A 25309-nucleotide genomic window follows, 5' to 3' on the forward strand; every position below is an offset into this window, starting at 1 on the left:
TAAAGGAGAAACAAATGGAACGTAAAAAGATTATTATTGGAAATTGAAAAATGTATAAAAATATAGAAGAAACTCAATTTTTTTTAAATGAATTTAATAAATTAATAAAAATTAAAAATATTAAATATGATTATGGAATAGCAGCTGGTTTTACTAATTTACCTTTATTAAAATTGAATAAAACTTCTACTTTAATTATTGCAGCTCAAAATTGTCATTATGAAACCGAAGGTGCATATACTGGTGAAATTTCAATTAAGATGCTAAAAGATATGATGGTTAGTCATGTTATTATTGGTCATTCTGAACGCAGAATGTATTTTAATGAAGTAGATGAAACAATAAATAAAAAATTACATTCACTATTTAATGCTAATATTATACCAATTTTATGTTGTGGTGAAACTTTAAACCAATATGAAAATAAAAAAACTAATGAAGTAATTAAAAATCAAATTAAGTTAGCATTAAAAAATATTAAAGCAGAAAATATTGCTAAGTTAGTAATTACCTATGAGCCAATATGAGCAATTGGTACTGGTAAAACAGCAACAGCTCAACAAGCCCAAACGGTTTGTAAAATGATTCGTGAATTTATTAGTGAATTATATAATAAAAATGTTGCAGAACAAGTACGTATTCAGTATGGTGGTTCAGTAAAACCCGATAATATTAAATTAATACTTTCTGAACCTGACATTGATGGTGCATTAGTTGGAGGTGCTTCATTAGTACCACAATCTTTTTTTGATTTACTAATTTAACTCTATTTAAATTAATAATAAAAATAAGGAGTTAACTAAACATGGAATTATCAAAGATACAAATTAAAAGTATGTGAACAAAACTAACAAAAAAAATTAAACATCGTGCCTTTCCGGCAACCACTTTTGTCAATGCTTTTAGGAATAAGTCAGAAATTTTAGCATTGTTTAGTAAAAATGGTGAAGACACTAATCAATTAGAACAAATTGGCTTTATTATTTGTACTAAAACTATTTTTGCTCCTAGTAGTGATAGTATTGTTAGTGACAAAGGTATTATTACTAATGAATATTTTACTGGTGAAGTAATTGATGTTAATAATACTCTTATTCCTAATACTTATATTCATTTAGTTAAGGTTAATAGTGGACCAATCGTTATTAACGATATTCCATTATATTTAACCATCAATGAAAGTCATCATCAATCATTAGTTAATAATAAAATTGGTGCTAAATTATTTACAAATATTTTGATGAAACAATTAAATTATAAAACTTCTAATTTTAGTTCTATTTCTATTACTGAACAAAATTTTATTGTTGCTCTTAATAATTTAAAGATAAATAGAAAACAAATATTGCAAAGTGAATTTATCATTAATTCTTTATTAGAACAAAAATTATCATTAGAACAGTTAATTTTATTGCAAAATAAAAAAGAATATAGTTATTTAAAAAAATTTAATGAAGTTGAATTACAAGAAATTATTAATTTGCAAAAAATAGCGGTTGTTGCTATTAAAACTAATAAAGATCAGCGGAAAATAACATTAATAGCAGGTAATAAACAACGAATTGAAAACTTTTTTATTAATGCTAAAAAACCAATCATTATTGCTATTAATGCTATTAATAAAAAAATTAGAGCAATTAATCAGCCTGAAAATATTCAACCAATAGCACCGATAACTAATATTACTAATTATCAAGATTTATGACAATTACAAAAAATTCATAAAGAACTATTGAAGTCATTTTCAAAATGGAGGATAGTATCTCAAGATATATTAGAAAATTTATCGCAGACTTTTGCTTATGGTTATTATTCAGAAGTCATTGATAATTTGAAAATTACTCATTATTCTTTTAATAATGATTTATTAGATTATAATTTAATGGAAATTAAAGGACACAATTTATTAGCTAATAGTACTAATACTATTTTATTTCTTTCTAATAATATTAGTGATAATCCTAGTATGGTTATTTTATTAAGTGAAGATTTAAAATCAATTTGTGATTTAAAAACAATAATTACTAAAATTACTAAAAAGCAATCTATTAAAATAGTTTTTAAAAAAGATATTGTTATTTTGAGTACTGTTCATTATCAATGTATTACTGATTTTATTACTAAAATGATTACTATTTTTAAATCTGATAATTTTAAACATCAGTTACAAGCTATTAAATAAATATGAGGTGAAATTTATGAAAACAAAACAACCAATATTACTATGTATTTTAGATGGTTTTGGTATTGCAAAATCTAGTGCAACTAATGCTATTAGTTCTGCAACAAAACCTAATTTGGATTATTTATTAAAAACTTATCCGCATACTGAAGTTTCAGCTTCTGGCCTTGCAGTTGGTTTGCCAGAAGGACAAATGGGAAACTCTGAAGTTGGGCATTTACAAATTGGTGCCGGTAGAGTAATTTATCAGTCATTAACATTAATTAATAAGTCAATAAATGATAAAACATTTTTTAAAAATGAAACAATATTGTCAGCAATTAATCATGCCAAAAAGAATAATAGTAATGTTCATATTATTGGTTTACTAAGTGATGGTGGAGTACATGCTCATATTAATCATATTTTAGCATTATTAGAAATTGCTAAACAACAAAATTTTAAGAATGTTTATGTTCATGCTATTTTAGATGGTCGTGATACAAAAGCTGATATTTCTAAAATTTATATTGAACAGTTATTAAAAACTATGAAACAATTAGGTGTTGGTATGCTTGCTACTATTTCAGGAAGATATTATGCTATGGATCGCGATAAACGTTGAGATCGTTTAAAAATAGCATATGATGTAATAGTTAATCACGAAGGTTCTTCATTTATTGATCCTATTGCTTATGTTAATGCAGAATATAGTGCTGGTCGTAATGATGAATTTATTATGCCTGTTTATAATTCTGAAATTAATAATGGCAATATTACTAATAACGATAGCATTATTTTTGCTAATTTCCGTCCTGATCGTGCAATTCAATTAGCATCAGCATTAACAAATAATAAATATGATTTTAATATTAGTATGAAAATACCAACATTAAAAAATACTTTTTTTATTTCAATGATGGAATATGCTAAAAGTGTTAAACCACAAGGTGTTATTTTTCCACCTATATCAATGCTTGATGCTTTAGGGGAATGATTAAGTAAAAATCAATATCATCAATTACGAATTGCTGAAACTGAAAAATATGCACACGTAACTTATTTTTTTGATGGTGGTGTTGATGTTGAATATCCACTATCAACAAGAATTTTAATTCCTTCACCAAAAGTAGCAACTTATGACTTAAAACCGGAAATGAGTGCTCGCGAAATTACTACTCGTTTAGAAAGTGAAATTTCTAAAAACATATATGATGTTATGGTTTTAAATTTTGCTAATCCTGATATGGTTGGTCATACTGGTGTTTTAAATGCTGCCATTGATGCGATTGATGTTATTGATGAATGTCTTGGAAAATTGTATCAAGCAATAAAAAAAGTGAATGGTATTTTAATGATTACTGCTGATCATGGTAATGCTGAAATCATGATTGACAAAGAGGGTAATCCTAATAAAAAACATACATCGCAACCAGTACCATTTATTATTTGTAAAACAGGATTAAAATTAAAATCAGGTGGTTGCTTAGCAAATATTGCTCCAACGCTATTAGATGTTTTGGGTTTAGTTAAACCAACTGTTATGACTAGTGAGTCTTTAATTATTAAATAAAAATATATTGATTTTTCTTTTATTGATAAGTGCTTGTTTTAAGAATATAAAAGTATTAAAATATAGGCATATGAATTAAATATAGTGTTTCCCCTTTTATTTTTTTAAATAAATATAAGGGGTTTATTATATTTAGCTCCTATATTTTAGAAATTTATACATTTATTAAAAATTATGGAGGTAAAATATGCCATTATCAGAAACAGTAGAATATCGAGAACTTAATGACTTTCTACAAAAATCATTAAGTTCTAAAAAAGATGAATCATCACCCAATATAACTTTAAATAGTTTGGAAGTTAAGATTGATGATATAAAAACACAATTGGATAGTAGTTTAAAAGAATATATTATTGAACTTGTATATATAGATGAAAAGGGACGTTTAGTAAAAAATACTAATGATGAAAACGTTAGTATTATTCAACAACCACCTTTAGCAATTAATAGTGATCAATTACAACAACTAGTAATAGTAAAAGAAAAATTAGATAGTTCTCTAGTACATTTATATCGAACTAAAAAAGAAAATGATAAGATTATTCTTGAATATTTAGGTAAAAAAGAATTACCAGCATTATTATTAAAAACTGAATCAGAATCCAATAATTTAAATAATGAAGAATATAAAGAAGAGTTAGATGATCTTAATGTTAAAATTATAAAAAGATCTGAAGAACCTATGAAATTATCATTTGCTGAAAATGGAACGTGTTATTTGTTTATTGATGATAAAAACAAAACAATTGTTCCTGTAGATGTAAATGATGCTAAGGAATTTAAAAACTTTGTAGCCAAAAAATGTCCTCGTAATGGTAGTATAAATATTGAAGTTGATAAAAATGGAAAGATTTTGTTTGCATATATTATTGATAACCAGACTCATAAGAGGAAAGATATAAAAATTGATGAAAAATTAATTGATACTTTTGAAAGAGTAATTAGTACAACCTCTTCTTTACATTCACAACATTCACAAAATAATTCTGTTGCATCCAAAAAAGAAGTACAAAGTAATAATTCTTTTCCTGCAAAGGAAGTTAATGGTACTGAACCACCATCAAAACCAGTAGAACAAAGTGTTAAGTCAGTTTTATCTACACCAACACCATAAATGTAATAATTAAAGGAGAAAAATAAAAATGCCACTAATGGAAAATTTTAAATGATTTACAAACATTATGAGAAGTATATATCAATCAGAAATAAGTGATGTTGAAGATATTGCTATTGAAGTAGAGGATGACCTATATTCAAAAAAGAATACACTTAATATTTTGAAGAATTCTTCTTTCAAGATTAATCCATTAAAAGTAAAAAAAGTAGTTAGTTTAAATCAAGATGGAAAATTAGTTGTTGATAGTGGTTCATTAACTAATACTATATTTATTAGTGATGAATCATTAACTCAAAATGATCAAAGTTTATTTAAAAAAGACCAATTAGTTTTCGTTGAGGATGAAACTGACAATACTAAAATTAAAGTATATAAAATTTTATTTGATGAATCTGAAGATGAAATAAGACCTGAATTAGAATTATTAGCAAGTATAAAATTATCAGAATTTATAAAAATTCGATTAAATTCTGGACTGTTTAAAGAAAATGATGTTTTAATTAATCAAAAGATTAATAGTTTATTAGATGCTCCAGAATTGCAAAATCCATTTGAGCAACCAAACCCAGTTTGAGATGTGGAACACTATAAAATTAATGGTTATTATTCAAATAGTAGAATTATCGAAGATTTTAAAAAACATTTAAACTTAGTGAATGTTGAAAAAGACTATTTTATTTATCGTCAAGGAAATGAAATTTTTATTAAAAATGTTACTGACCCAAATGATACTTTTAAAATCTCAACAACTGCTCAAAATATTACTGATAATGATATTTTTTATTTAAATAAAAAGATTAACGAAAATGGAAAAATTTTTTGAGAAACCTATAAAATAACATCAACGGTTATTGCGGGTTGATTTCATGACAATCTAAGAACCTGTTTAGGATCTTTTTTGATTAATTTTTAATAAAATTTATATTATAATGGTTATTTTATAATAAAAAATAGATTTTTAGTCGATAAGTTTTCAAATGATAAAATCTTTTTAACAAAAAAATGAAAAAGAAAATAAATTATTGGTTAAGTACCTATTTATAAATGATTATTTCTTGTTTTAGTTAAATTCTATTAAAAAGATCCTAAACAGGTTCTAAGATATCAAGCATATGAATTTAATCCTTTAACCGACCAGCAATTTGATGATTTAAAAGCATTAAGTATTCCTCCACAATTAGGATTTACTATAGAACCAACAATTAATAATGGATTAGCATCTCTTCTTAAAGAAGAGCAACAAGAAATTGATTTAGTTGCTATGCGTTTTTTAGTAAATGCACCAGAAGTGTTACCAGAAGATTTACCTGAACCTTTACAGATTGCAAATAATATTTCTGAAACATTGCAAAATAATAGCATAGAAGGTTTGTATAGTTTAGTAATAGAAGATGGTAAAATAAAAATATCAGATGCTAAATCAGATCCAGAAAATGTAATTTTTGAACAAGACCTTTCTCAAGAAAATAAAAATATATGAAACGATATAGAAGTTGCTGGTAAGTATCAAAAAGTATACTTTGCAAAAAACCCAAGTAATAATTTAGTAGAAAAATGAGTAGTTATTGCTGATCAAAATCAACTACAATGTATTGGAACAATTTCTTTATCGGAATTAAGAAAAAAATTTGCAAATAATAATTTATTTCCCAATGTATTAAAGGGTATTTACTGTGGAGAAAATGGAGCACAAGTTAAAGTGGCAAGAGCTGCTGCTAAACAGGTAATATCACCAAAACCATTAGCTACAAAATTATCTCCAGTTATCGTTAAAAATGTTATTAATTTAAAATGAGATGATAGTAGAAAATTATGAGATTTAAATATAACAACTGATGAGCAAACATTGGATAAAAAATTAAAATTAGAAAAAAATGAAAATGATATTTTGAATAATTTAATAGATCAAAATAAAAAAGCAAATACTGTTATTTTATTTAATAAGTGTGATGGAAAGTTTTTAAGAGCATATTATTTTGATGAAAATAATAAAAAAGTAAATTGCTCTAATAAGTTAAGTGATGAAGATAAAGAACAACTTAGTACCATAAATCAAAAAGCAAAAGTAAGAGTATTAGAAGCAAGAACAGTAACACCAATACCTGATTTAAAATCAAACTTATTTTTAAAAAATACTAAAACTTTTAATTTTAATATTTTTAATGGAAAATGTTATGTTTTATGTAAAATGATGAACTTGGAATTCCATTAAAAGCAGAAGTGAAACTTAGTCCTGAACAAATTCGTGCATTATCATATTTAGCTAAAAATGAAGTTGATTTTTCTTTAACTTTTGATAAAGATGATAATTTTAAAAGTATAAGTTATACCTTTTATAGAGATGAAGTAAAACAAAATGTAACTATTAATAGGAAAGATTTATCTGATAGTAATAATTTTAATCAAAAAACGATTGAAACTGATGAATTAATGGAAACAATAGTTACTGCTCTTAATAATCCTGAAAGTTTAATACCAGAAGATGATGGAGTTACTCCAAAACCATGAAATAGTGATACTGCTGCTAAATTTAATGGAGCATCATTATCAAATAGTACAACTCAACATCCACAACAACAACAAATGTAATTAAATCATCATTATTTTAGAAGCACAAATAAAAAATATTTGTGCTTTTTTGATTCTAAACAATATTTTTTTCTGTATAATAATTAGTGAAATATTAAAGAAAGAAGGAATTAACAAATATGTCTTGCATTATTGATATTAGAGCACTACAAGTAATAGACTCAAGAGGAAATCCAACTATTCAAGTTGAATGTTGAACTGAAGATGGTGGATACGGGCTTGCTTTAGTGCCATCAGGTGCTTCAACAGGTACTAGAGAAGCTTTAGAACTACGAGACAAAGATACTAAAGTTTATGGTGGACTTGGTGTTATGAAAGCCATTAAAAATATTAATGAAAATATTGCCGAAGCTATTATTGGTTTGGAAGTTACTAATCAAAGATTAATTGATCAAACAATGATTAAGTTAGATGGAACAGAAAATAAAACAAAATTAGGTGCCAATGCTATTTTAGGGGTATCATTAGCAGTTGCTAAAGCTGCCGCTGATGAATTATATGTGCCCTTATATACATACTTAGGTGGTACTAATGCTTGTCAGTTGCCAGTCCCAATGTTAAATGTAATTAATGGTGGTGCTCATGCTGATAATAATATTGACTTTCAAGAATTTTTAATAATGCCAGTTGGTGCTAAAACATTTTCAAAGGCAATCCAAATGGCTGCCGAAACTTTTCATGCTTTAAAAAGTATTTTAAAAGGTAAGGGTTTAGTTACTGCAGTTGGTGATGAAGGTGGTTTTGCTCCTAATTTAAAATCAACTGAAGAAGCATTAGATTTAATTGTTGAAGCTATTAAAAAAGCGGGTTATACTCCAAATAAAGATATAAAAATTGCTATGGACTGTGCATCATCAGAGATTTATAAAAATGGTAAATATGTTTTTGGTAATAAAGATGGTAAAAGTAAAAATACTGAAAAATTATTAACTTCAGCGCAACTAGTAGATTATTTAGTTGATTTAACTAAAAAATATCCAATTATTTCAATTGAAGATGGTTTGGCTGAAGGTGATTGAGAAGGATTTAAATTATTATTAGAAAAATCAGAAGGTAAATTCCAAGTTGTTGGTGATGATTTATTCGTTACTAATCCAAAAATTATTAAAGAAGGAATTATTAAAAACGTTGCTAATTCAGTATTAATTAAATTAAATCAAATTGGAACATTAACTGAAACTATGGAAGCTATTGAAATGTGTCAAAAAGCTGGGTGAACAGCAGTAGTATCTCATCGTTCTGGGGAAACTGAAGATACAACGATTGCTGACTTAGCAGTAGCTTTTAATACTGGACAAATTAAAACAGGTTCAATGTCAAGAACTGATCGTGTTGCAAAATACAATCGTTTATTAACAATTGAAGCTGATTTAGCAGATCAAGCTAAATTTTTAGGTGACGATGTATTTTATAATATTAATTAATTAAAATCATATTTTATGGTTAAATTTACTGATATCCTTTTTAATTTTAAACAAATTATAATAATTATCACTAAAATAATGTAATTAGAAGAGAGGATGACTAAATATGCAAGAATTAAATAAAAGAAGAATTGGAATCTTAACTTCTGGTGGTGATTCACCAGGTATGAATAATGTTATTAATGCAGTATATAAGACTTTTCGTTGTATAAATCATGAAAATAGTAAAATTGCTACTGCTGATAAAAGACCATTTGAATTAGTTTTAATAAAAAATGGTTATAAAGGAATAATGACAAATGACATTCATGTTATTGATAACAATTGAGCAAATTTAATTGATCTAGGAACTGAGATGGGGGGAACAATCATTGGGTCTGCTCGTTTTAGAGAATTTGAGCAAGAAGAAACTCGTAAAAAATGTATTGAAATTTTAAAATCTAAAAAAATTGAAGGTTTAATTGCTATTGGTGGTGATGGCACATATAATGGTCTGCAAAAATTAAGTAATGAAGCAGCTATTCAATGTGTGGGTATTCCAGGGACTATTGATAATGATATTAGTTCAAGTGAGTTTACTATTGGTTTTGATACCGCTCTTAATACAATTGTTGAAAATCTTGATAAAATTCGTCAAACGGCTAATTCTCATGGAAGAATTATGATTGTTGAAGTAATGGGTCGTAATTGTGGTGACCTTGCTCTTCATAGTGCTGCTGCTGCAAATTGTGATTTAGTTGCAACTAAAGATTTAGGAATTGGAGAACAGTCATTGATTGATGTTATTAAACAGTTGTACACTAAAAAACAACGTCGTTCATTAGTAATAGTAGTAACTGAACGTCAATATGATGTTAATAAAATAGCTAAAATCATTGAAAAAGATACTGATTGTGAAACAAGAGCAGTAATATTGGGTCAAATTCAACGCGGGGGAACACCAAGTGCATTTGATCGTTATTTAGCAACAATGATGGGTATTTTTGCTGCCGAAAGATTTGCAAATAGTAATAAATCTAGTATTTGTATTGGATTACAAGATAATAAATTAGTAGCTATTGAAATTCAAGATGCATTAAACACACCTTCAATAAATAAAAATAACGTTGCTAATAAAATTTTACGTTTGTCAGGAGTTATTTTTAAAAAAAATACTTAATAAAAAGAGGTGAATAATTTGATATCAATTATAAAAAGAACTAAATGTGTAACTACTTTAGGACCTGCTTCAAATTCTGCTGATGTTATTAAACAACTAATAGAAAATGGCTCAATTTGTGGGCGTTTAAATTTTTCTCATGGTACTCATGATGAACATTTAGCAAGGGTTTTAATGATTAGAGAAGTATCTAAACAATTAAATGTACCAGTTGCTATTATGTTAGATACTAGAGGTCCAGAAGTTAGAACACATACCTTTACAAAGGGTAGTGTAGAAATCAAAAAAAATGAAATTATTACGATAATTGATAATAAAGAGATTATTGGTACTGCGGATAAGTTTTCTGTAAATTATGGTAATTTTGCAAAGGATATTAAAGTTAATGATAATTTACTAGTAGATGATGGTAAATTAACATTAAATGTTACAGCGGTTAAAGATCATACTGTTATTTGTCAAGCTTTAAATACACATACTATTAAAGATCGTCGTGCTATTAATATTCCAAATGTTAAATTGTCTTTACCTTTTATTTCTGAAAAAGATAGAGCAGATTTAATTTTTGGTTGTCAGCAAAAAGTAGATTATGTTGCTACATCATTTGTTTGTTCAGCAGCCGATATTAAAGAAATCCGCAAAGTTTTAGATGATAATGATGGTAAACATATTCAAATCATTGCTAAAATTGAATCACAATTAGCAGTTAATAATTTTGATGAAATTTTAAAAGAATCAGATGCTATTATGGTTGCTCGTGGTGATTTAGGAGTTGAAATTCCTTTTGAAAAAGTTCCTTTTTTAGAACGTGAGTGAATTAAAAAATGTCGTACTGTTAACAAACCGATAATTGTTGCTACGCAAATGCTAGATTCAATGATAGATAATCCTCATCCAACACGCGCTGAAGTTACTGATGTTTGGGTTGCTATGGATTGGGGAGCAACATGTACAATGTTATCGGGTGAATCTGCCAATGGTAACTATCCTGTGTTATCAATTGCAACAATGAGTAAAATTCTTGTTGATGCTGAAAGTCATCAAGAACAGAGCAAAATTGCTACTGATTTATTGCATACAAAAGATCAATTAGTTGCTAAAACTATTAAAAAAATTATTGAAGAAAAACCACAATATTTAATTACTAATAGTCAAGATAGTAATTATATTAGAACTATTGCTAATGCTCATTTGCCAGTTTATATAATTCCTATTGTTAATAATGTTATTGATTATAATAAATTTGCAATAAACTTTGGAATTTATACTTTTTTAGCAGCTGAAGGAATTCCAGTAGAATTAAGTAATTCTTCGCAATTAGTTAAAAGCATTAGTAGCACTTATATAATCCCTACTAAATCAAAAGTATTAGTAGTAGATATTAATAATAATACTAATCCTTTTACAACTTTTATTGTCAAATAACCTAGTACTACTGAGGTAAATTAGAAAAGGAATTAGGTAAAACATGAAAATTAATGTAATTAAATTAAATGGCAAAACGATGACTTATAATATTGAAAATCCAATTACTGGTTATCAATTATTAAAACAGGAAAATGAAAATATAGATTCTTCAATTATTGCTTTTACTCTGAATGGACAATTAAAAGATTTATATTGAGAAATTAAAAAAGATGCTGAAATCAAGTTTATTAAAAAAGATGATGCTTTAGGATGAACTATTTTAAATTATGGATGTTCTATGATTTTAGCTCATACTATTAAATTAATGTATCCACAAGCGTTAATTACGATTGCTAATACTAATGATAATGGTTTTTATTTAGATTTTGATTATGAAAAGCGACTTTCTAATGATGAATTAATTAAAATTGAAGAGAAAATGCGTGAAATTTTAATAAAAAATATTGAAATTAAAAGAGTTTGTCAAACTAAAGAAGAATCTTTAAAAACTCATAAAGACAATCCTTTTGCTTTAGAATATATTAAATTAAATCATGTTAATGGATTAAAATGCTCTTATTTAGTTGATAATAAGACTTTAGTAGTAGCATCGGGTGTTGCTATTAATAATTCTTCATCAATAAAAGATTTTAAATTATTAAGTATTACTGGTGCATATTGATTAGGAAATGATAAAAATAAACAATTACAGCGCATTTCTGGGATTTGTGATTATTCAAAAGTAAAATTAGTAGATAAACTTAATGAACTTGAAGAACGAAAAAATCGTGATCATCGCAAACTAGGTAAAGAATTAAATATTTTTACTTTTAATGATGATTGTGGTAAAGGATTACCTATATTTTTACCAAATGGTATGGTTATTAAAAAAGTTTTGCAGAAATATTTGAGAAAACAAGAATTTATGTGAGATTATCAAGAAGTAGCGACACCAGTTTTAGGTTCTGTTGAATTATATAAAAAAAGTGGTCATTGAGATCATTATCGTGAAAATATGTTTACTCCAATTAAAAAAGAAGAAGAACAATTGGTATTAAGACCAATGACTTGTCCTCATCACTGTATGATTTATAAAAGTGCTCTTCGTAGTTATAAAGATTTACCTTTGCGTTTAAGTGAGCATGCTTTATTATATCGTTATGAAGCAAGTGGAGCTTTAACTGGTTTAGAACGAGTAAGAAGTATGGAATTAACTGATTCTCATATTTTTGTTAGATTTGATCAAATGAAAACAGAGTTTAAACGTTGTTATCAGTTAATTGCTGAGGTTTTAAAAACTTTAAATATTAAAATTGATTATTTATCATTATCTTTACGAGATCCTGCTGATAAAGAAAAATATTTTAATGATGATAAAATGTGAAATCAAGCAGAAACAGCATTACGTGAAGTATTAGATGAATTACAATTAGAGTATAAACCAATGATTGGTGAGGCTGCTTTTTATGGACCAAAATTTGATGTTCAAATTAAAACAGCATTAGGTCATGAAATTACAATATCTACTATTCAATTCGATTTCTTATTACCGAAAAAGTTTAATTTAACTTATATTGATGAAAATAATAATGAAACAAATCCAGTTATTGTTCATCGAGGATTAATTGGTACATATGAACGTTTTATTGCCACATTATTAGAACAAAATAAAGGCGTTTTTCCACTATGATTAGCACCAAGGCAAATTGCAATTTTACCAATAAATGAAAAAGAAAAAACCTTAGAATATGCTAATAAATTATTGCAAACTTGTAAACAACATAATTTACGAACTGAAATTATTAGCAGTGGAACTATTGGCAAACGTATTGTTGAAACACAAACTCAAAAAATTCCTTATCAAATTATTATTGGTGATAAGGAAATAGAAAATAATAATTTAAGTTATCGTCAGTATGGTCAAAAAGAAAGTAAAATTGTTACTTTATCAGAATTTTTAAAATTATTAACAAAACAAGTTGAGAATAAAATATAACTATAAAAATTAAAAAACCATTTAAGAATTAGAACCTTAAATGGTTTTTTAATTAATTAAGCAATTTAATTTTACTAAGTATATTAGTAAAATTTAAACCATTTTTTGGGAGCTTACCGATGTTGTCAATAATATTCAAATTTGTCTTAAAATTATAAAGTTAGACGAGAATAATTTTGACTTCAATATGCAATTGTACGTTAATCTTAATACTTGAAAAATATTAGTCAACAATAATACTTACTTTTATAACTCAAAAATTCTTATTAAAGTTTACTTTAATAAGAATTATTTTATTTTTGGTTTTTTTAAAATCTTTAATTTTAATTTATAATAATTGGATGGCAGTATTTATTTGATAGCATTTAAAATTAACCATTTTTGTATACATATCAATGTTATAGGTTCTATCACCAATCATATGTTTTAAAATTTGTTTAATATTAGTTTCAGTAAAGCAACCAATATTTTCAACTAGTGCTTGGTTTAATACACCATCTTTTGCATTAATAAAATAACCAACTTTTAATTTTTTATATTGCAAAGTTAATGATTGTAAAAAATCAATTAATTCATAATATTGACCTTTGGCAAATAAATTTATTGCATTTTCATAGTGTAATTTAGCAATTTTATTTTTTCTTCTTCCAGCCATTATTCCAAGAAATAAAACATGAAAAGCATGAAATTTATCTAAAATAAATTTAGCATTTAAAATTGTAGCAGTTTTTCTAATTCATTTTGCACTATCTCCACAAACTATTAAATTTGCTTGGTCAAAGTTTTCAAAATATAAATTACCATATGTTTGAATTAATTTAGCTGTTTTTTCTGCACCAATTTCTGTTTTTGATACTCTTATTTTACATACAGCTCTTTTATTAATTAATTTTCCATTTTTCTTTTTACCAGTACAAAATACTAGTAATCTCATAGAACATTTTTTACAATTTTTAGTATTATGTTTTTCATTAAACTTAAATTTTCTATGTCCATCATCAATATTTATATATAAAGTTTGATTTGGTTGCAATGGTATTTTAGGAATATTAGCTTTTGGTAATTGAAATTTTTGATATGTTCTACAAACTGTACTAGTACTTATTAAATCCTCAATAAAAGTATCACAAACATCACGATATTTTTTACCATCAGCAAAATATTTTAAAATTTGTTTAATAACATTTGGTGCAAGTTTGCTATATTTTTTAACACCAAGATAGATATAGCTAACTAAAGTAATATTTACTCATAAATAATGTAAAATAATAATATGTAATTTAAACAGTTTTTGAATTTAAAAGTACAATTCAGCAATAATTAAAATAGATTAGGAAGATTAAATTATGCCAAAACCATACAGTGAAGACTTACGAAGAAAAGTAATAGAAGCTTATGAAAGTAAAAATATGAAAATTAAAGAAATTTGTAAAGTGTTCAATATCACTAGAAAGACTTTATTTTTATGAAGAAAAAGAAAAAAAGAAACTGGGCATATAAAACCAATTTTGAATTATCAAAAAGGACATAGCCACAAAATAAAGGATTTAGATGAATTAAAAAATTATTTAGCAGAAAATAAAGATGTTACAGTTCAAAAAGTAATTGATAAATTTGGAAATATGACTAAAGAAACAGTTTATAACTATTTTAAAAAACTAAATTATACATATAAAAAAAACTTTTCTATATGAACAAAGAGATAAAAATAAACAAGAAGATTTTTTAAAAGAAATAGCTAAAATAATGAATGAAGATTTAGTATATATTGATGAATCTGGAATTGATGATAATGAATTTTATAAATATGGTTGATCTGAAAAAGGTAAAAGATTATTTGATAATAAACCCGCATATAAAATAAAGAGAATGAGTATAATTGGTTCACTAAATAAAGGTAAATTAAAAGCCTTATGAGCATTTGAAGGACATATTGCAATAGTAAAATTTTTGAATCATATGTTAAAAATAAACTAATTCCAGTATTAAAGCGTGGACAAATTATAGTTTTAGATAATGCAACGTTTCATAAATCTAAATTAACACAACAATTAATTGAAAATGCTGGATGCAAACTATTATTTCTTCCGCCATATTCTCCTAATTTAAATCCAATTGAACATTTTTGATTTGCTATAAAACATAATATAAGAAAAATATTACCAAATTATTGACCAAATATTAAAAAAGCGATTGATTTTGTTTTTCAAGATATGAGTAAACATTACTTTAGTTAGTTATATTATGCATAAAAATTATCCAAGTCATGTCACCAAAGAACAATTTGAGAACATAAAATCAATTTTAGAAAATAGCAAAAAGAAAACAAAACCAAGAAGTTTAGATTTATATGAAGTATTTTGTGCAATTTTATATGTATTAAAAAGTGGTTGTCAATGAAGAATGCTACCAAAAAATTTTCCAAAATGACAAACTGTATATTATTATTTTCAAATTTGAAGTAAAAATAACGGTAAAGAAGCTAGTGTATGGCAATTAATTTTAAAAAAAATTGGTTAAAAAAGTTCGTATCAACAATAATCGCAAAGAACAAACTAGTTTTTGTATAATTGATTCGCAAAGTGTTAAAAATACAGATACTACTGAAAATAAAGGTTATGATGCTGGTAAAAAGATTTCAGGAATAAAGCGTCATATTGTTGTTGATTCTCAAGGTTTACCACATGCAATTTACATAACCACAGCAGAAAAAACAGATCGTAATAGTGCTATAATAATGATTGAAAATGAAAAAGAAAATCTTTCTGCAGTTCAAAAAATAATAGTAGATGCTGGTTATACTGGTGAAAAATTTGCTTCTGAAATCAAAACAATCATAAATGCAAATGTTGAAATTATAAAACGCAATGAACTACATACTTTTGTAGTATTACCAAAAAGATGAATTGTAGAACGAAGCTTTGCTTGATTAGAAAAATACAGAAGATTATGAAAAAATTGTGAAAGAAAACTAAATACTAGTTTACAAATGGTTGTTCTTTCCTTTATTTCAATTTTATTAAAAAGATTTTATCATTTGAAAACTTATCGACTAAAAATCTATTTTTTATTATAAAATAACCATTATAATATAAATTTTATTAAAAATTAATCAAAAAAGATTCTAAACAGGTTCTTACATTAAATAAAAATATTTTTATTGTATATTTATTATCTTGATAATGTTTTATGATTATAAATTTTATTATAAAGTCCTAATTTTATTAGGACTTTATGTTGTAAAAAATAAATAAACAACGATATTATGATTTGAATTATTTTTTTATTTTGTTTATTGTTAGAATATATTTTTCATTTTTATATGATAATAGGAAATAAAAAAATAGGATATTAATAAAACAGGAGATAAATTAATATTTTAGTACAAATTATCTTGAACCAACAATTATTAGTAGTATAATGAAAAGGTATGTTCATTCATTATTTTAAAAATTAGTATAATTAAAAGTCTAACTGCAATTAGCTAAAATATTTAGGAGGAAAATTTAAATGTGAGTTGAGAAATTTGATAATCCCCAAAAAGAAATTTTTCAAATATTAAATGAAAAAAGAGTAATTAATCCTAATTTTGTTGATTATTTAAAAAAATTTGATAGTAAGGTTTTATTAAAAGCATATGAAAACATGTGTTTTTCACGAATACAAGAACAAATGCAAATGGAATTAAACTATGAAAAAGATGAAAAAGGACAAGTTAAATTAGTAAATGGAATTCCAAAAGTAATCGGAAAAGTTATTAACTTTTTATCTTCAAAAGGTCAAGAAGGTGTTGAAGTTGCTTATGCTAGTTGTTTACGACCAGGTATTGATTGATTAGTACCAGCCTATCGTAATAATGCAGCATGAATTACTGCTGGATATCCAGTTGAAAAAGTAATTCAATATTGATTAGGAAATGAAATGGGAAGTCAAATGCCGAAAGGTGTTAATATTTTACCAGTTAATATTCCAATTGCTACTCAATATTCACATGCAACAGGTATTGCTTTTGCTGAAAAATATAAAAAAGATAAAGGAATTGTTATTACTACGATTGGTGATGGTGGTACTTCTGAAGGTGAGTTTTCTGAAGCAATTAATTTTGCTGCTATCCATAAATTAGCTGTTGTTTTCTTTGTTGAAAATAATCAGTGATCATTAGATACACCAACTGCTAAAGCAACAATGAGTCCAACTTTTGCACAAAAAGGAACAGCATTTGGCGTACCTAATATTCGTGTTGATGGTAATGATTTTTTTGCTGTTTATTATGCTACACAAGAAGCAATTGAAAGAGCAAAAAAAGGTAATGGTCCTTCATTAATTGAAGCTGTTACTTATCGTCAAAATGCGCATTCTGCTTTTGATATTAAAAAAGATTATTTTTCTGCTGAAGATTATAAAATTGAACAAGAATGATTAAAAAAAGATCCAATTGATCGTATTAGAGAGTATTTAAAATCAATTAAACTTTGAGATGACAACAAACAAGCAGAATTAGATAAACAAATTACTAAAAAGGTTAATGATGCAATTACTTGAGCATTAAAAAATGAAAATGTTTCAATTGATGAAATATTTGATTATACATATGAAAAATTAACACCACAATTAATAGAACAAAAAGCAGAAGCAAAAGCTTTCTTCAATGAAGGAGAGAAAAAATAATTATGAAAAGAAATAATGTGCAAGCTATTACTTTAGCCTTAGAATTAGCAATGAAAAAAAATCCTAATGTTGTTGTTTATGGTGAAGATGCCGGTAATGTTGGTGGTGTTTTTCGAGCAACTAAAGGTTTACAAGCAAAATTTGGTGTTAATCGTTGTTTTGATGCACCAATTGCTGAAGCAGTTATTGCTGGTAGTGCCGTTGGAATGGCAATTAATGGTTTAAATCCAATTATTGAAATGCAATTTTCAGGATTTGCTTTCCCTGCTTTTCAACAATTGTTATGTCATGTTGCACGAATGAGAAATCGTTCTCGTGGTAGATTCACTTGTCCAATGATAGTACGTATGCCTTCATATGATTGAAATAATGGTAATAATGGTGCTTTGGAGCATCATTCAGAAGCAATTGAAGCTTTATTTTGTCATATTCCAGGTTTAAAAGTAGTTATGACTTCAAAACCTAATGATACTAAAAAATTATTATTGGCAGCAATTGAAAGTCCAGATCCTGTTATTGTTTTAGAATGTTTAGGAATTTATTTCAATAGTTATACTAGCAATAATTATACATATGATGTTAGAGAAGAAGTTAGTGATGCTTATGAAGTGGCTGTTCTTGGTAAAGCTAAAGTTCTTAAAGAATATAAGTCTGAAGAAAAACCTGATTTAACGATTGTAACTTATGGTTCAAAAGTTTATGATTGTGAAGCTGCTGTTAAAATTTTAGAAGAAAAAGAAAATTTTAAAATTGAATTAATTGATTTACAAACATTACAACCATGAGATGAAGAAACAGTTGTTAATTCTGTTAAAAAAACAGGAAGATTATTAGTTGTTTCAGAAGCGGTTCGTTCATTTTCAGTTTCTTCAGAAATTATTACCGTTGTTAATGAAAAGTGTTTTGAATATTTAGAATGTCCTCCAACAAGATTAACGGGTTATGATATTACTGTTCCACTGTCTAAAGGTGAAAAATGATTTATAATTAGTCCAGATAAAATTATGGAAAAAGTTAAACTAATGATGAATTATCCAGTTTAGTTAGTTGTTTAAAGAAAGGAAAGTGAAAAGATGGAATTGAAGTTTAAAGATATGGATGGAATCAATGAAGTTACTGTAACTCAAATTCATGTTAAAGTTGGAGATAATGTAAAAAAAGGTGATAATGTTGTTGATATTGAAGCAGATAAAGCTTCAGATAGTATTAAAGCCGAAGCGGATGGTAAAGTTTCTAAGATTCTTGTTAAAGAAGGAGATAGTATTAAGTCAGGTGCTGTTATTGTTGAGTTTGGTGGAACAATTAGTGATAATAAAAGTCCTTCATCAACAAATTCTTCACCAAAATCTGAATCAGTTGCTAGTACATCTACAGTATCACCAGTTGAATTACCAAAACAAAATGTGCAACCTATTCAACAAACGGGTAAAGTATTAGCAACACCATTAGCACGTAGAATGGCTCGTGACTTAGGTGTTGATATGGGAACAATTAAAGGAACTGGTCCTCGTGGTAGAATTTTAAAAGATGATTTATTAAATACCAAGAATGGTGGTACAACAACTAGTGCTACTGCATCAACAACACCTATTAATTCAATATCTTCAGTTTCTGCTACAACTATTAGTTCACAAGGTATTAATGTTACTAAAATCGAAAGTTTTGGTAATGTTGAACATTTACCATTATCAGGAATTTGTAAGGCTGTTGCTAATCAAATGTCATTATCGGTTTATACAGCACCACATGTTAGTTTAATGATTAATGTTGATGCTGAAAACTTAGTACAATTACGTGCAACTTTAAAAGAACCAGCGGAAAAAGATCCAGATGGTAGTGCTAAATTAACATTTATGCCATTCTTTGTAAAGGCTGTTGCTAAAGCGTTAAAAGAAGAACGATTTAAATTACTTAATTCAACTTTGAACATGGCTAATAATGAAATTCTTGTTAAAAAATATTATAACATTGGTATGGCAGCTGATACTGAAAAGGGTTTAGTAGTTCCTGTTATTAAAAATGCTGATCAACTTTCATTATTTGAAATAGCAAGACAAGTTAATTCATTAGGTGATAAAGCTCGTAAGGGGCTATTAAAAGGTGATGAAATGCAAGGTGGATCATTTACTATTACTAATTTTGGTTCAGCAGGAATTGAAATGGGAACACCAGTTATTAATTATCCAGAGGTAGCAATTTTGGGTCTAGGGATGATGCAAAAAAAACTAATTATTGCTGATGGTAAAATTGTTGAACATAAGTTCTTTCCATTATCACTTTCAATTGATCATCGTGTTATTGATGGTGCACCTGCTGGTTATTTCCTTTCTCGACTTAAAGAGTTATTAGAAAATCCAACATTAATTTTAGCTTAAGGAGAAAATGTAAAAGATGTCTAACTATGATTTTGATTTAATAATTATCGGAGCAGGCCCTGGTGGTTATGTAACAGCGGCTCGAGCAGCAAAGATGGGTTTAAAAACTGCAATTGTTGAAAAAGATAACTGAGGTGGAGTCTGTTTAAATGTTGGATGTATTCCTACTAAGACATTACTAAAGGGCGCAAAAGTTTTTCATTATATTGAAAATGCTGATAAATATGGTGTTGCTATTAAAGATAAAAAAAATATTGAAATTAATTGAAAAGTAATGCAAGATCGTAAAGCTGGTGTTGTTAAAGGTTTAACTGGTGGAGTTGGCTTTTTAATGAAATCTAATAAAGTAGAACAATTATTAGGGATTGGAAGTGCTATTGATAAAAATACGATTTTAGTGAAAGCTAAAGATGGTAAAGAAAAGAAATATACTACTAAATATATGATAATTGCTACTGGTTCAAAAGTAAAAATGTTTGATAATCCTAATGGTTCACAAGGTTTAAGTGAAAAAGATTTAAAAACAAACCAAACATTATTAACTTCGACTGAAATTCTTTCTTTAAAAGAAGTTCCAAAAACACTAACTATTATTGGTGGTGGTGTTATTGGAATTGAGTTTGCTTGTTTATTTAGTACACTTGGTACTAAAGTTACTATTATTGAATATTTAGATCGTATTTTAGCATTACTAGATGAAGATATTAGTACAACTTTAACTAAAATTCTTGAAAAAAATGGTGTTAATATTATTACTGGTCATAGTGTTAATGAATTAAAGGATAAAACTTTAACTTATTATGCTGCAACCGATAAAGAACATAAAAAACCATTAACAGTAACTAGTGACTATTGTTTATTAAGTACTGGAAGAACGCCAATTACTGAAGGTTTTACTAATTTGGGAATTCAAATTAAGCCTAATCAAGCATTTGCCGTAAATAATAAATTGGAAGCTTTAGATGCTAACAATAATGTTATTGATAATATATATGTAATTGGAGATGCTAATGGTCAAAGAATGCTTGCTCACGTTGCATCAACACAAGGATTAGCAGCACTTAATAATATTTTAGTTAAAGAAGGTAGAACGGATGCTGATAATCATCCATTGAAAGAGCAAGAAGTAGATTATAATAAAATGCCTAGTTGTATTTATTCATTCCCAGAAGTGGCAAGTGTTGGTTTAACTGAAACTGAATGTAAATCTTTAGGTAAAGAATATTTGATGAAGAAAATACCATTTACTATTAATGGTAAGGCATTGGCTGATGGTGAGACTGATGGTTTTGTTAAAATAATTATTGATAAAAAATATGGAGAAATCCTAGGTGCTCATATTTTATGTTCAACGGCTACTGATATAATTGCTGAAATTGTTAATATTATGCAAACGGAAGGTACTATTGTTGAATTAGCCTCTTCTTGTCATCCACATCCAACAATGTCAGAAGTAGTTATGGATGTTGCACAAGATTTAGAATTAGAATGATACAAAGTTAATAAAAAATAGAAAATAATAAAAATGTACCTAAAAATTTAAAGGTACATTTTTATTGTAAAATTAATATAATATTGATTAAAAAGTATTGCTTCTTCTTTTTTTGTCAAAAAAATAATTAGTGGTATTACTGTTAATTTCTTTTTGTAAATATTTATTTCATGTAGTTATTTGTTCAAATTGTATATTTTCTGACGTTCTTTTTTTAAATAGTGTTTGAAATGTTTTTACTTCATTTTGTTGCATTTCTGTTTTATCTTTATCTTCTAATAATTTGCATATAATGCTATTTTTTTCTGTTCGGCATTTAATAAAAATATTTTCTTTACATTTCACTGCTTGTTCTCAATTTTTATCTTTTTCAATATCAAAATCATATTTATTTGTTGACATTTTATTATTGTTCCTTTCAAGATAAAAAAATGTTAATTATGTCACTTTGGAGAAAAAACCAATAGTAGTGACAAGTTAATTTTATAATGATATTTAAAAATATTTATATTTTTAAATATTAAGATTAGATATAAAAAAATAATATATATTTTGCTTTATGTTTTTTAATTTGTATAAAAAAGTGTAAAAAAATTACTTTAATTTTCTAAGTAAAAAATTAAAGTAATTATTATTTTTAAATAATCTTATTAATTTGATTTTTTGTTTTATATTCAACAAATATTTTTTGAAAAAGAGGATCTGTTAAAACATTATTTAATACTAGTTGTTCATATGTTTCATAGTTGTGATTTCTTTGCACATAATATGTTTCATAAGCAAATAAGTGCATAATCATATTACCAATGGTAGGATTACTTTCTTTGTTATTTTTTCAAAGTATTTCTTGTAGTTTAATACCGTGTTTTTTAAATAACATATTCATTGAATGTTTTATTTTATGTGGTCTAGTTAATATTAATTTTTCAATGGCACTACTAATATTAAGACCATTAGCAAATATATCATCTAAACTATGAATAAAATTTCTCAATTGAATTAATTCAAGATCTTCAAATAATTGTTCATTATCTTGCAAATTTTTTTTCATTAATAACATTTTAACATGACTATCATTTTGTTCAATATAAATAGGAATTTTAATCATATTAGTGAAACTTCTAATGATTGGAATTAATTCTTGTTTAAATTGATAGCCTAAATGGTAGTGAATTATAAAAAATAATAATAAAAGATTTTCATATATTTTATTTAAATTCAAAAAGGTAAGTGATTTTTTATGTTCATCTATTGTTTTAATAAATGACTGATGGAATTGAGTGATAATATTAATAATATCTTGTGAAGTATTTTCCAAACATACGTTTTTAAAATTGGTAAGTATAGTTTTTTTATATATAAGATTTGCATTATTAAATTCTTTTAAAGCATTTTTATAATAATCTGTTGTGAATGTTTCTGAAAGTTCTTTTTGTAAACTATTAATTTTTTCTTCATCACAAAGAATAACTGCATCTTGATAGTTTAAAAATAAAATAATTCAATTTATACACATTTTTTTTTGATCAACAGTTAAATTTGTATCAACGAAACATTGGAATAAAGCACCGCCAGTTTCAATGATACACTCATCAGCTGTTTTGTTAATTAACATTATTTGGCACCTAACTTTCTTTTTTGTAGTTTTAATAATTTAATTAAAAAGTGTTTTAAGGTCAACTATCTTCTTTAATATTCTATCATTATAAATGACTTTTTTAAATTTTAGTAAAAATTACCAATTTTAATATTTTTTAACTTGTTTAAAAAATATTATTAACTTTAAATTCTAAAATGTTATTTTTAAAATTATTTAATGATTTTAAAGTAGGTTACTATTATTATATTTATATAACATCAACATATACTTTAAAATTGAAGTAATGCTCATATTTTATCTCAAATTCTTTATACAAGGGAGTCTAATAATTTTTAAATAAGTATAATTTGTTATGCAAGTTTTTTATAAACTTTTATATTTTTTCTAATTTTTTAAATATTAATTTTATAATCAAAAACTTAGTTAAACACTTATGGGACAAGATGTGATAGTGTGAATCTTGTATTCTTATTCTAACACATAATATTTGAAACTTCTTCTTTTTGGAAATTATTATTAATTGTAAAAAAAACTTTAGTATTAGCGATAATTATTGGTTAAAAGCATTTTTTACTATAAATTAATTCTAAAATAGATTATTAAAATTATAGTATTTTGACTTTAATAAGATTAAAAAAACTAATTTTATGAAAAATAAATAAATTTTGTAAAACAAAAAATAATATGTATAATATAATTATTAAGTTTAATATAAGTTTTTTACCCATTGCTTTTTTTAAGTAAATGGGTTTATTAATAAAAAAAAATAAGAGGTAAAGAAGAATGATAAATGATTTAGTTAATATAAATAAGTTTATAAAAAGTTTAAATACAAATAATATTAATAGTATAGATTTGATGCAACAATATTATTATGATGAAATAAGAGAAAATATAGAAATATATAATGAATTAATTGAAAAATTAGACAATATTTTTTCATTATTTAATATAACTATAGAACAAGAACAAAAATATAATAATTTTTTTATTTTTTTAAAAGAAGAAATAATAAAAACTAAGAAAAAATATCAGGAAAATTATAAATATGAAATAGAACAAATTGCCAAAATTTTAGATCAAAATCAGCAGACTATTGATAATTATTTAGTAGTCAATAATAAATATAGTAATATTATTACAAGTTTAAATAATAAAAAAATTAGTAAATGAAAAAATAATTTTTTAAAAATTATTACTTTTGGTTTTTGAGATTGAAATAAAAAAATAACAGTTCAACAAGAAGAATTATAAAATTATAAAATTAATAATGAAGAATTGATAAAAGCGAAAGAATTAGAAAATGAAAAACTAAAAGAAGAAAAAACTACTATTTTGATTGAAAAACTAAAGAAAAATCTGTTTGAAATAACTAGTGTTCTTGCAGAAGTTGACATTTTAGAAGAAGAATTTAAAAAAATGCTCAGTGAAAAAACTAATAATGAACCTGAATATGAAATTGCAGAGGAAGTAATTGAAGTACTAAGTAAAAAAAGAAGTTCATTTTATTCACAAGATAGTGGTTTTGACTCAAATGCAAGTAGCGATAGTGAAGAATCTTCTTATCCAGAAAAATTAAATCCATTTATTAATGATGATGATGTGAGTTCTCAATCAACCAGTATTTTTAGTAAACCAATTTTGCCCAAAATGTAAATAGATAAATGTAGTTATTAAAATTAACAATTATTTTAATAATTAAATATTAATAAATAAATTATTTAAATACTTACATCAGTAAGTGTTTT

24 protein-coding genes are annotated in these 25309 nt (G+C 25.4%); 21 read left to right on the top strand and 3 right to left on the bottom strand.

The window, feature by feature from the left end; all coding sequences use genetic code 4:
* The first annotated feature begins 14 nt into the window (after positions 1-14).
* The 11 genes from tpiA (at position 15) to thrS (ending at position 13426) form a co-directional block, all read left to right on the top strand.
* The gene (tpiA, locus tag ACQH26_RS07355) at positions 15-764 is read left to right on the top strand and encodes a triose-phosphate isomerase (protein ID WP_425382112.1); all 750 of its coding nucleotides are present in this window, start codon (positions 15-17) and stop codon (positions 762-764) included.
* A 41-nt stretch (positions 765-805) separates the two neighbouring features.
* A complete protein-coding gene (locus tag ACQH26_RS07360; RefSeq protein ID WP_425382113.1) occupies positions 806-2182 on the top strand; it encodes a hypothetical protein in 1377 nt (458 codons plus the stop codon).
* A 16-nt stretch (positions 2183-2198) separates the two neighbouring features.
* The gene (gpmI, locus tag ACQH26_RS07365) at positions 2199-3734 is read left to right on the top strand and encodes a 2,3-bisphosphoglycerate-independent phosphoglycerate mutase (protein ID WP_425382114.1); all 1536 of its coding nucleotides are present in this window, start codon (positions 2199-2201) and stop codon (positions 3732-3734) included.
* A gap of 187 nt (positions 3735-3921) precedes the next feature.
* Entirely contained in the window at positions 3922-4848 is a 927-nt protein-coding gene (locus ACQH26_RS07370) for a hypothetical protein (protein WP_425382115.1), read from the top strand.
* A 28-nt stretch (positions 4849-4876) separates the two neighbouring features.
* Positions 4877-5764, top strand: coding sequence for a hypothetical protein (locus tag ACQH26_RS07375; protein ID WP_425382116.1), 888 nt, complete (start codon positions 4877-4879; stop codon positions 5762-5764).
* Between the two features lie 348 nt (positions 5765-6112).
* Entirely contained in the window at positions 6113-7063 is a 951-nt protein-coding gene (locus ACQH26_RS07380; protein WP_425382117.1) for a hypothetical protein, read from the top strand.
* Positions 7064-7071: 8 nt separating this feature from the next.
* The gene (locus ACQH26_RS07385; protein WP_425382118.1) at positions 7072-7440 is read left to right on the top strand and encodes a hypothetical protein; all 369 of its coding nucleotides are present in this window, start codon (positions 7072-7074) and stop codon (positions 7438-7440) included.
* Positions 7441-7559: 119 nt separating this feature from the next.
* Positions 7560-8864 (top strand): phosphopyruvate hydratase, encoded by a 1305-nt coding sequence (gene eno / locus ACQH26_RS07390; RefSeq protein ID WP_338975897.1) that lies wholly within the window; start codon positions 7560-7562, stop codon positions 8862-8864.
* 106 nt (positions 8865-8970) lie between these two features.
* Positions 8971-10023 carry an ATP-dependent 6-phosphofructokinase gene (locus ACQH26_RS07395; RefSeq protein WP_425382119.1) on the top strand — a complete coding sequence of 351 codons (1053 nt, stop codon included), beginning with the start codon at positions 8971-8973 and terminating at the stop codon, positions 10021-10023.
* Positions 10024-10041: 18 nt separating this feature from the next.
* Positions 10042-11448 carry a pyruvate kinase gene (pyk, locus tag ACQH26_RS07400; RefSeq protein WP_425382120.1) on the top strand — a complete coding sequence of 469 codons (1407 nt, stop codon included), beginning with the start codon at positions 10042-10044 and terminating at the stop codon, positions 11446-11448.
* Between the two features lie 43 nt (positions 11449-11491).
* Positions 11492-13426 carry a threonine--tRNA ligase gene (thrS, locus tag ACQH26_RS07405; RefSeq protein ID WP_425382121.1) on the top strand — a complete coding sequence of 645 codons (1935 nt, stop codon included), beginning with the start codon at positions 11492-11494 and terminating at the stop codon, positions 13424-13426.
* Between the two features lie 328 nt (positions 13427-13754).
* Here the strand turns inward: thrS and ACQH26_RS07410 are convergent, their stop codons facing one another.
* On the bottom strand, positions 13755-14723 hold the full coding sequence (locus ACQH26_RS07410; RefSeq protein ID WP_425383101.1) for an Mbov_0401 family ICE element transposase-like protein: 969 nt from the start codon (positions 14721-14723) through the stop codon (positions 13755-13757).
* A 49-nt stretch (positions 14724-14772) separates the two neighbouring features.
* Between ACQH26_RS07410 and ACQH26_RS07415 the strand changes: the two genes are divergently transcribed.
* The 8 genes from ACQH26_RS07415 to lpdA all read left to right on the top strand — a co-directional run bounded on the left by ACQH26_RS07415 (position 14773) and on the right by lpdA (position 21982).
* Positions 14773-15132, top strand: coding sequence for a helix-turn-helix domain-containing protein (locus ACQH26_RS07415; protein WP_425381863.1), 360 nt, complete (start codon positions 14773-14775; stop codon positions 15130-15132).
* A 40-nt stretch (positions 15133-15172) separates the two neighbouring features.
* Positions 15173-15403, top strand: coding sequence for a transposase (locus ACQH26_RS07420; protein WP_425382052.1), 231 nt, complete (start codon positions 15173-15175; stop codon positions 15401-15403).
* Complete coding sequence (locus ACQH26_RS07425; protein WP_425382122.1) at positions 15340-15663, top strand: transposase; 324 nt, start codon at positions 15340-15342, stop codon at positions 15661-15663. Before ACQH26_RS07420 ends, ACQH26_RS07425 begins: the two co-directional genes overlap by 64 nt.
* A 7-nt stretch (positions 15664-15670) precedes the next feature.
* Positions 15671-16502, top strand: a protein-coding gene (locus tag ACQH26_RS07430) for an IS5 family transposase (protein ID WP_425382123.1) whose coding sequence is annotated in 2 segments (ribosomal slippage) — positions 15671-15940 and positions 15942-16502 — 831 coding nt in all. Because the reading frame shifts where the segments join, the coding sequence is not laid out codon by codon here.
* Positions 16503-16936: 434 nt separating this feature from the next.
* Positions 16937-18094, top strand: a complete 1158-nt coding sequence (locus tag ACQH26_RS07435) for a thiamine pyrophosphate-dependent enzyme (RefSeq protein ID WP_425382124.1) — start codon at positions 16937-16939, stop codon at positions 18092-18094.
* A 2-nt stretch (positions 18095-18096) separates the two neighbouring features.
* Complete coding sequence (locus ACQH26_RS07440; RefSeq protein ID WP_425382125.1) at positions 18097-19137, top strand: alpha-ketoacid dehydrogenase subunit beta; 1041 nt, start codon at positions 18097-18099, stop codon at positions 19135-19137.
* Positions 19138-19188: 51 nt separating this feature from the next.
* Positions 19189-20469, top strand: a complete 1281-nt coding sequence (locus ACQH26_RS07445; RefSeq protein WP_425382126.1) for a dihydrolipoamide acetyltransferase family protein — start codon at positions 19189-19191, stop codon at positions 20467-20469.
* A gap of 16 nt (positions 20470-20485) precedes the next feature.
* Complete coding sequence (lpdA, locus tag ACQH26_RS07450; RefSeq protein WP_425382127.1) at positions 20486-21982, top strand: dihydrolipoyl dehydrogenase; 1497 nt, start codon at positions 20486-20488, stop codon at positions 21980-21982.
* 66 nt (positions 21983-22048) lie between these two features.
* Here the strand turns inward: lpdA and ACQH26_RS07455 are convergent, their stop codons facing one another.
* Together ACQH26_RS07455 and ACQH26_RS07460 are read right to left on the bottom strand one after the other, a co-directional pair.
* Positions 22049-22363: a hypothetical protein gene (locus ACQH26_RS07455; protein WP_425382128.1), complete on the bottom strand. Its 315-nt coding sequence runs from the start codon at positions 22361-22363 to the stop codon at positions 22049-22051.
* A gap of 235 nt (positions 22364-22598) precedes the next feature.
* A complete protein-coding gene (locus ACQH26_RS07460) occupies positions 22599-23576 on the bottom strand; it encodes a hypothetical protein (RefSeq protein ID WP_425382129.1) in 978 nt (325 codons plus the stop codon).
* A gap of 768 nt (positions 23577-24344) precedes the next feature.
* Here ACQH26_RS07460 and ACQH26_RS07465 point away from each other — a divergent pair.
* The gene (locus ACQH26_RS07465) at positions 24345-24815 is read left to right on the top strand and encodes a hypothetical protein (protein ID WP_425382130.1); all 471 of its coding nucleotides are present in this window, start codon (positions 24345-24347) and stop codon (positions 24813-24815) included.
* 24 nt (positions 24816-24839) lie between these two features.
* Entirely contained in the window at positions 24840-25217 is a 378-nt protein-coding gene (locus tag ACQH26_RS07470; protein WP_425382131.1) for a hypothetical protein, read from the top strand.
* The last annotated feature ends 92 nt before the right edge of the window (positions 25218-25309 follow it).

Source organism: Spiroplasma endosymbiont of Melieria omissa (assembly GCF_964031175.1).
GTDB classification, from domain to species: Bacteria; Bacillota_I; Bacilli_A; order Mycoplasmatales; family VBWQ01; genus Spiroplasma_E; species Spiroplasma_E ixodetis_A.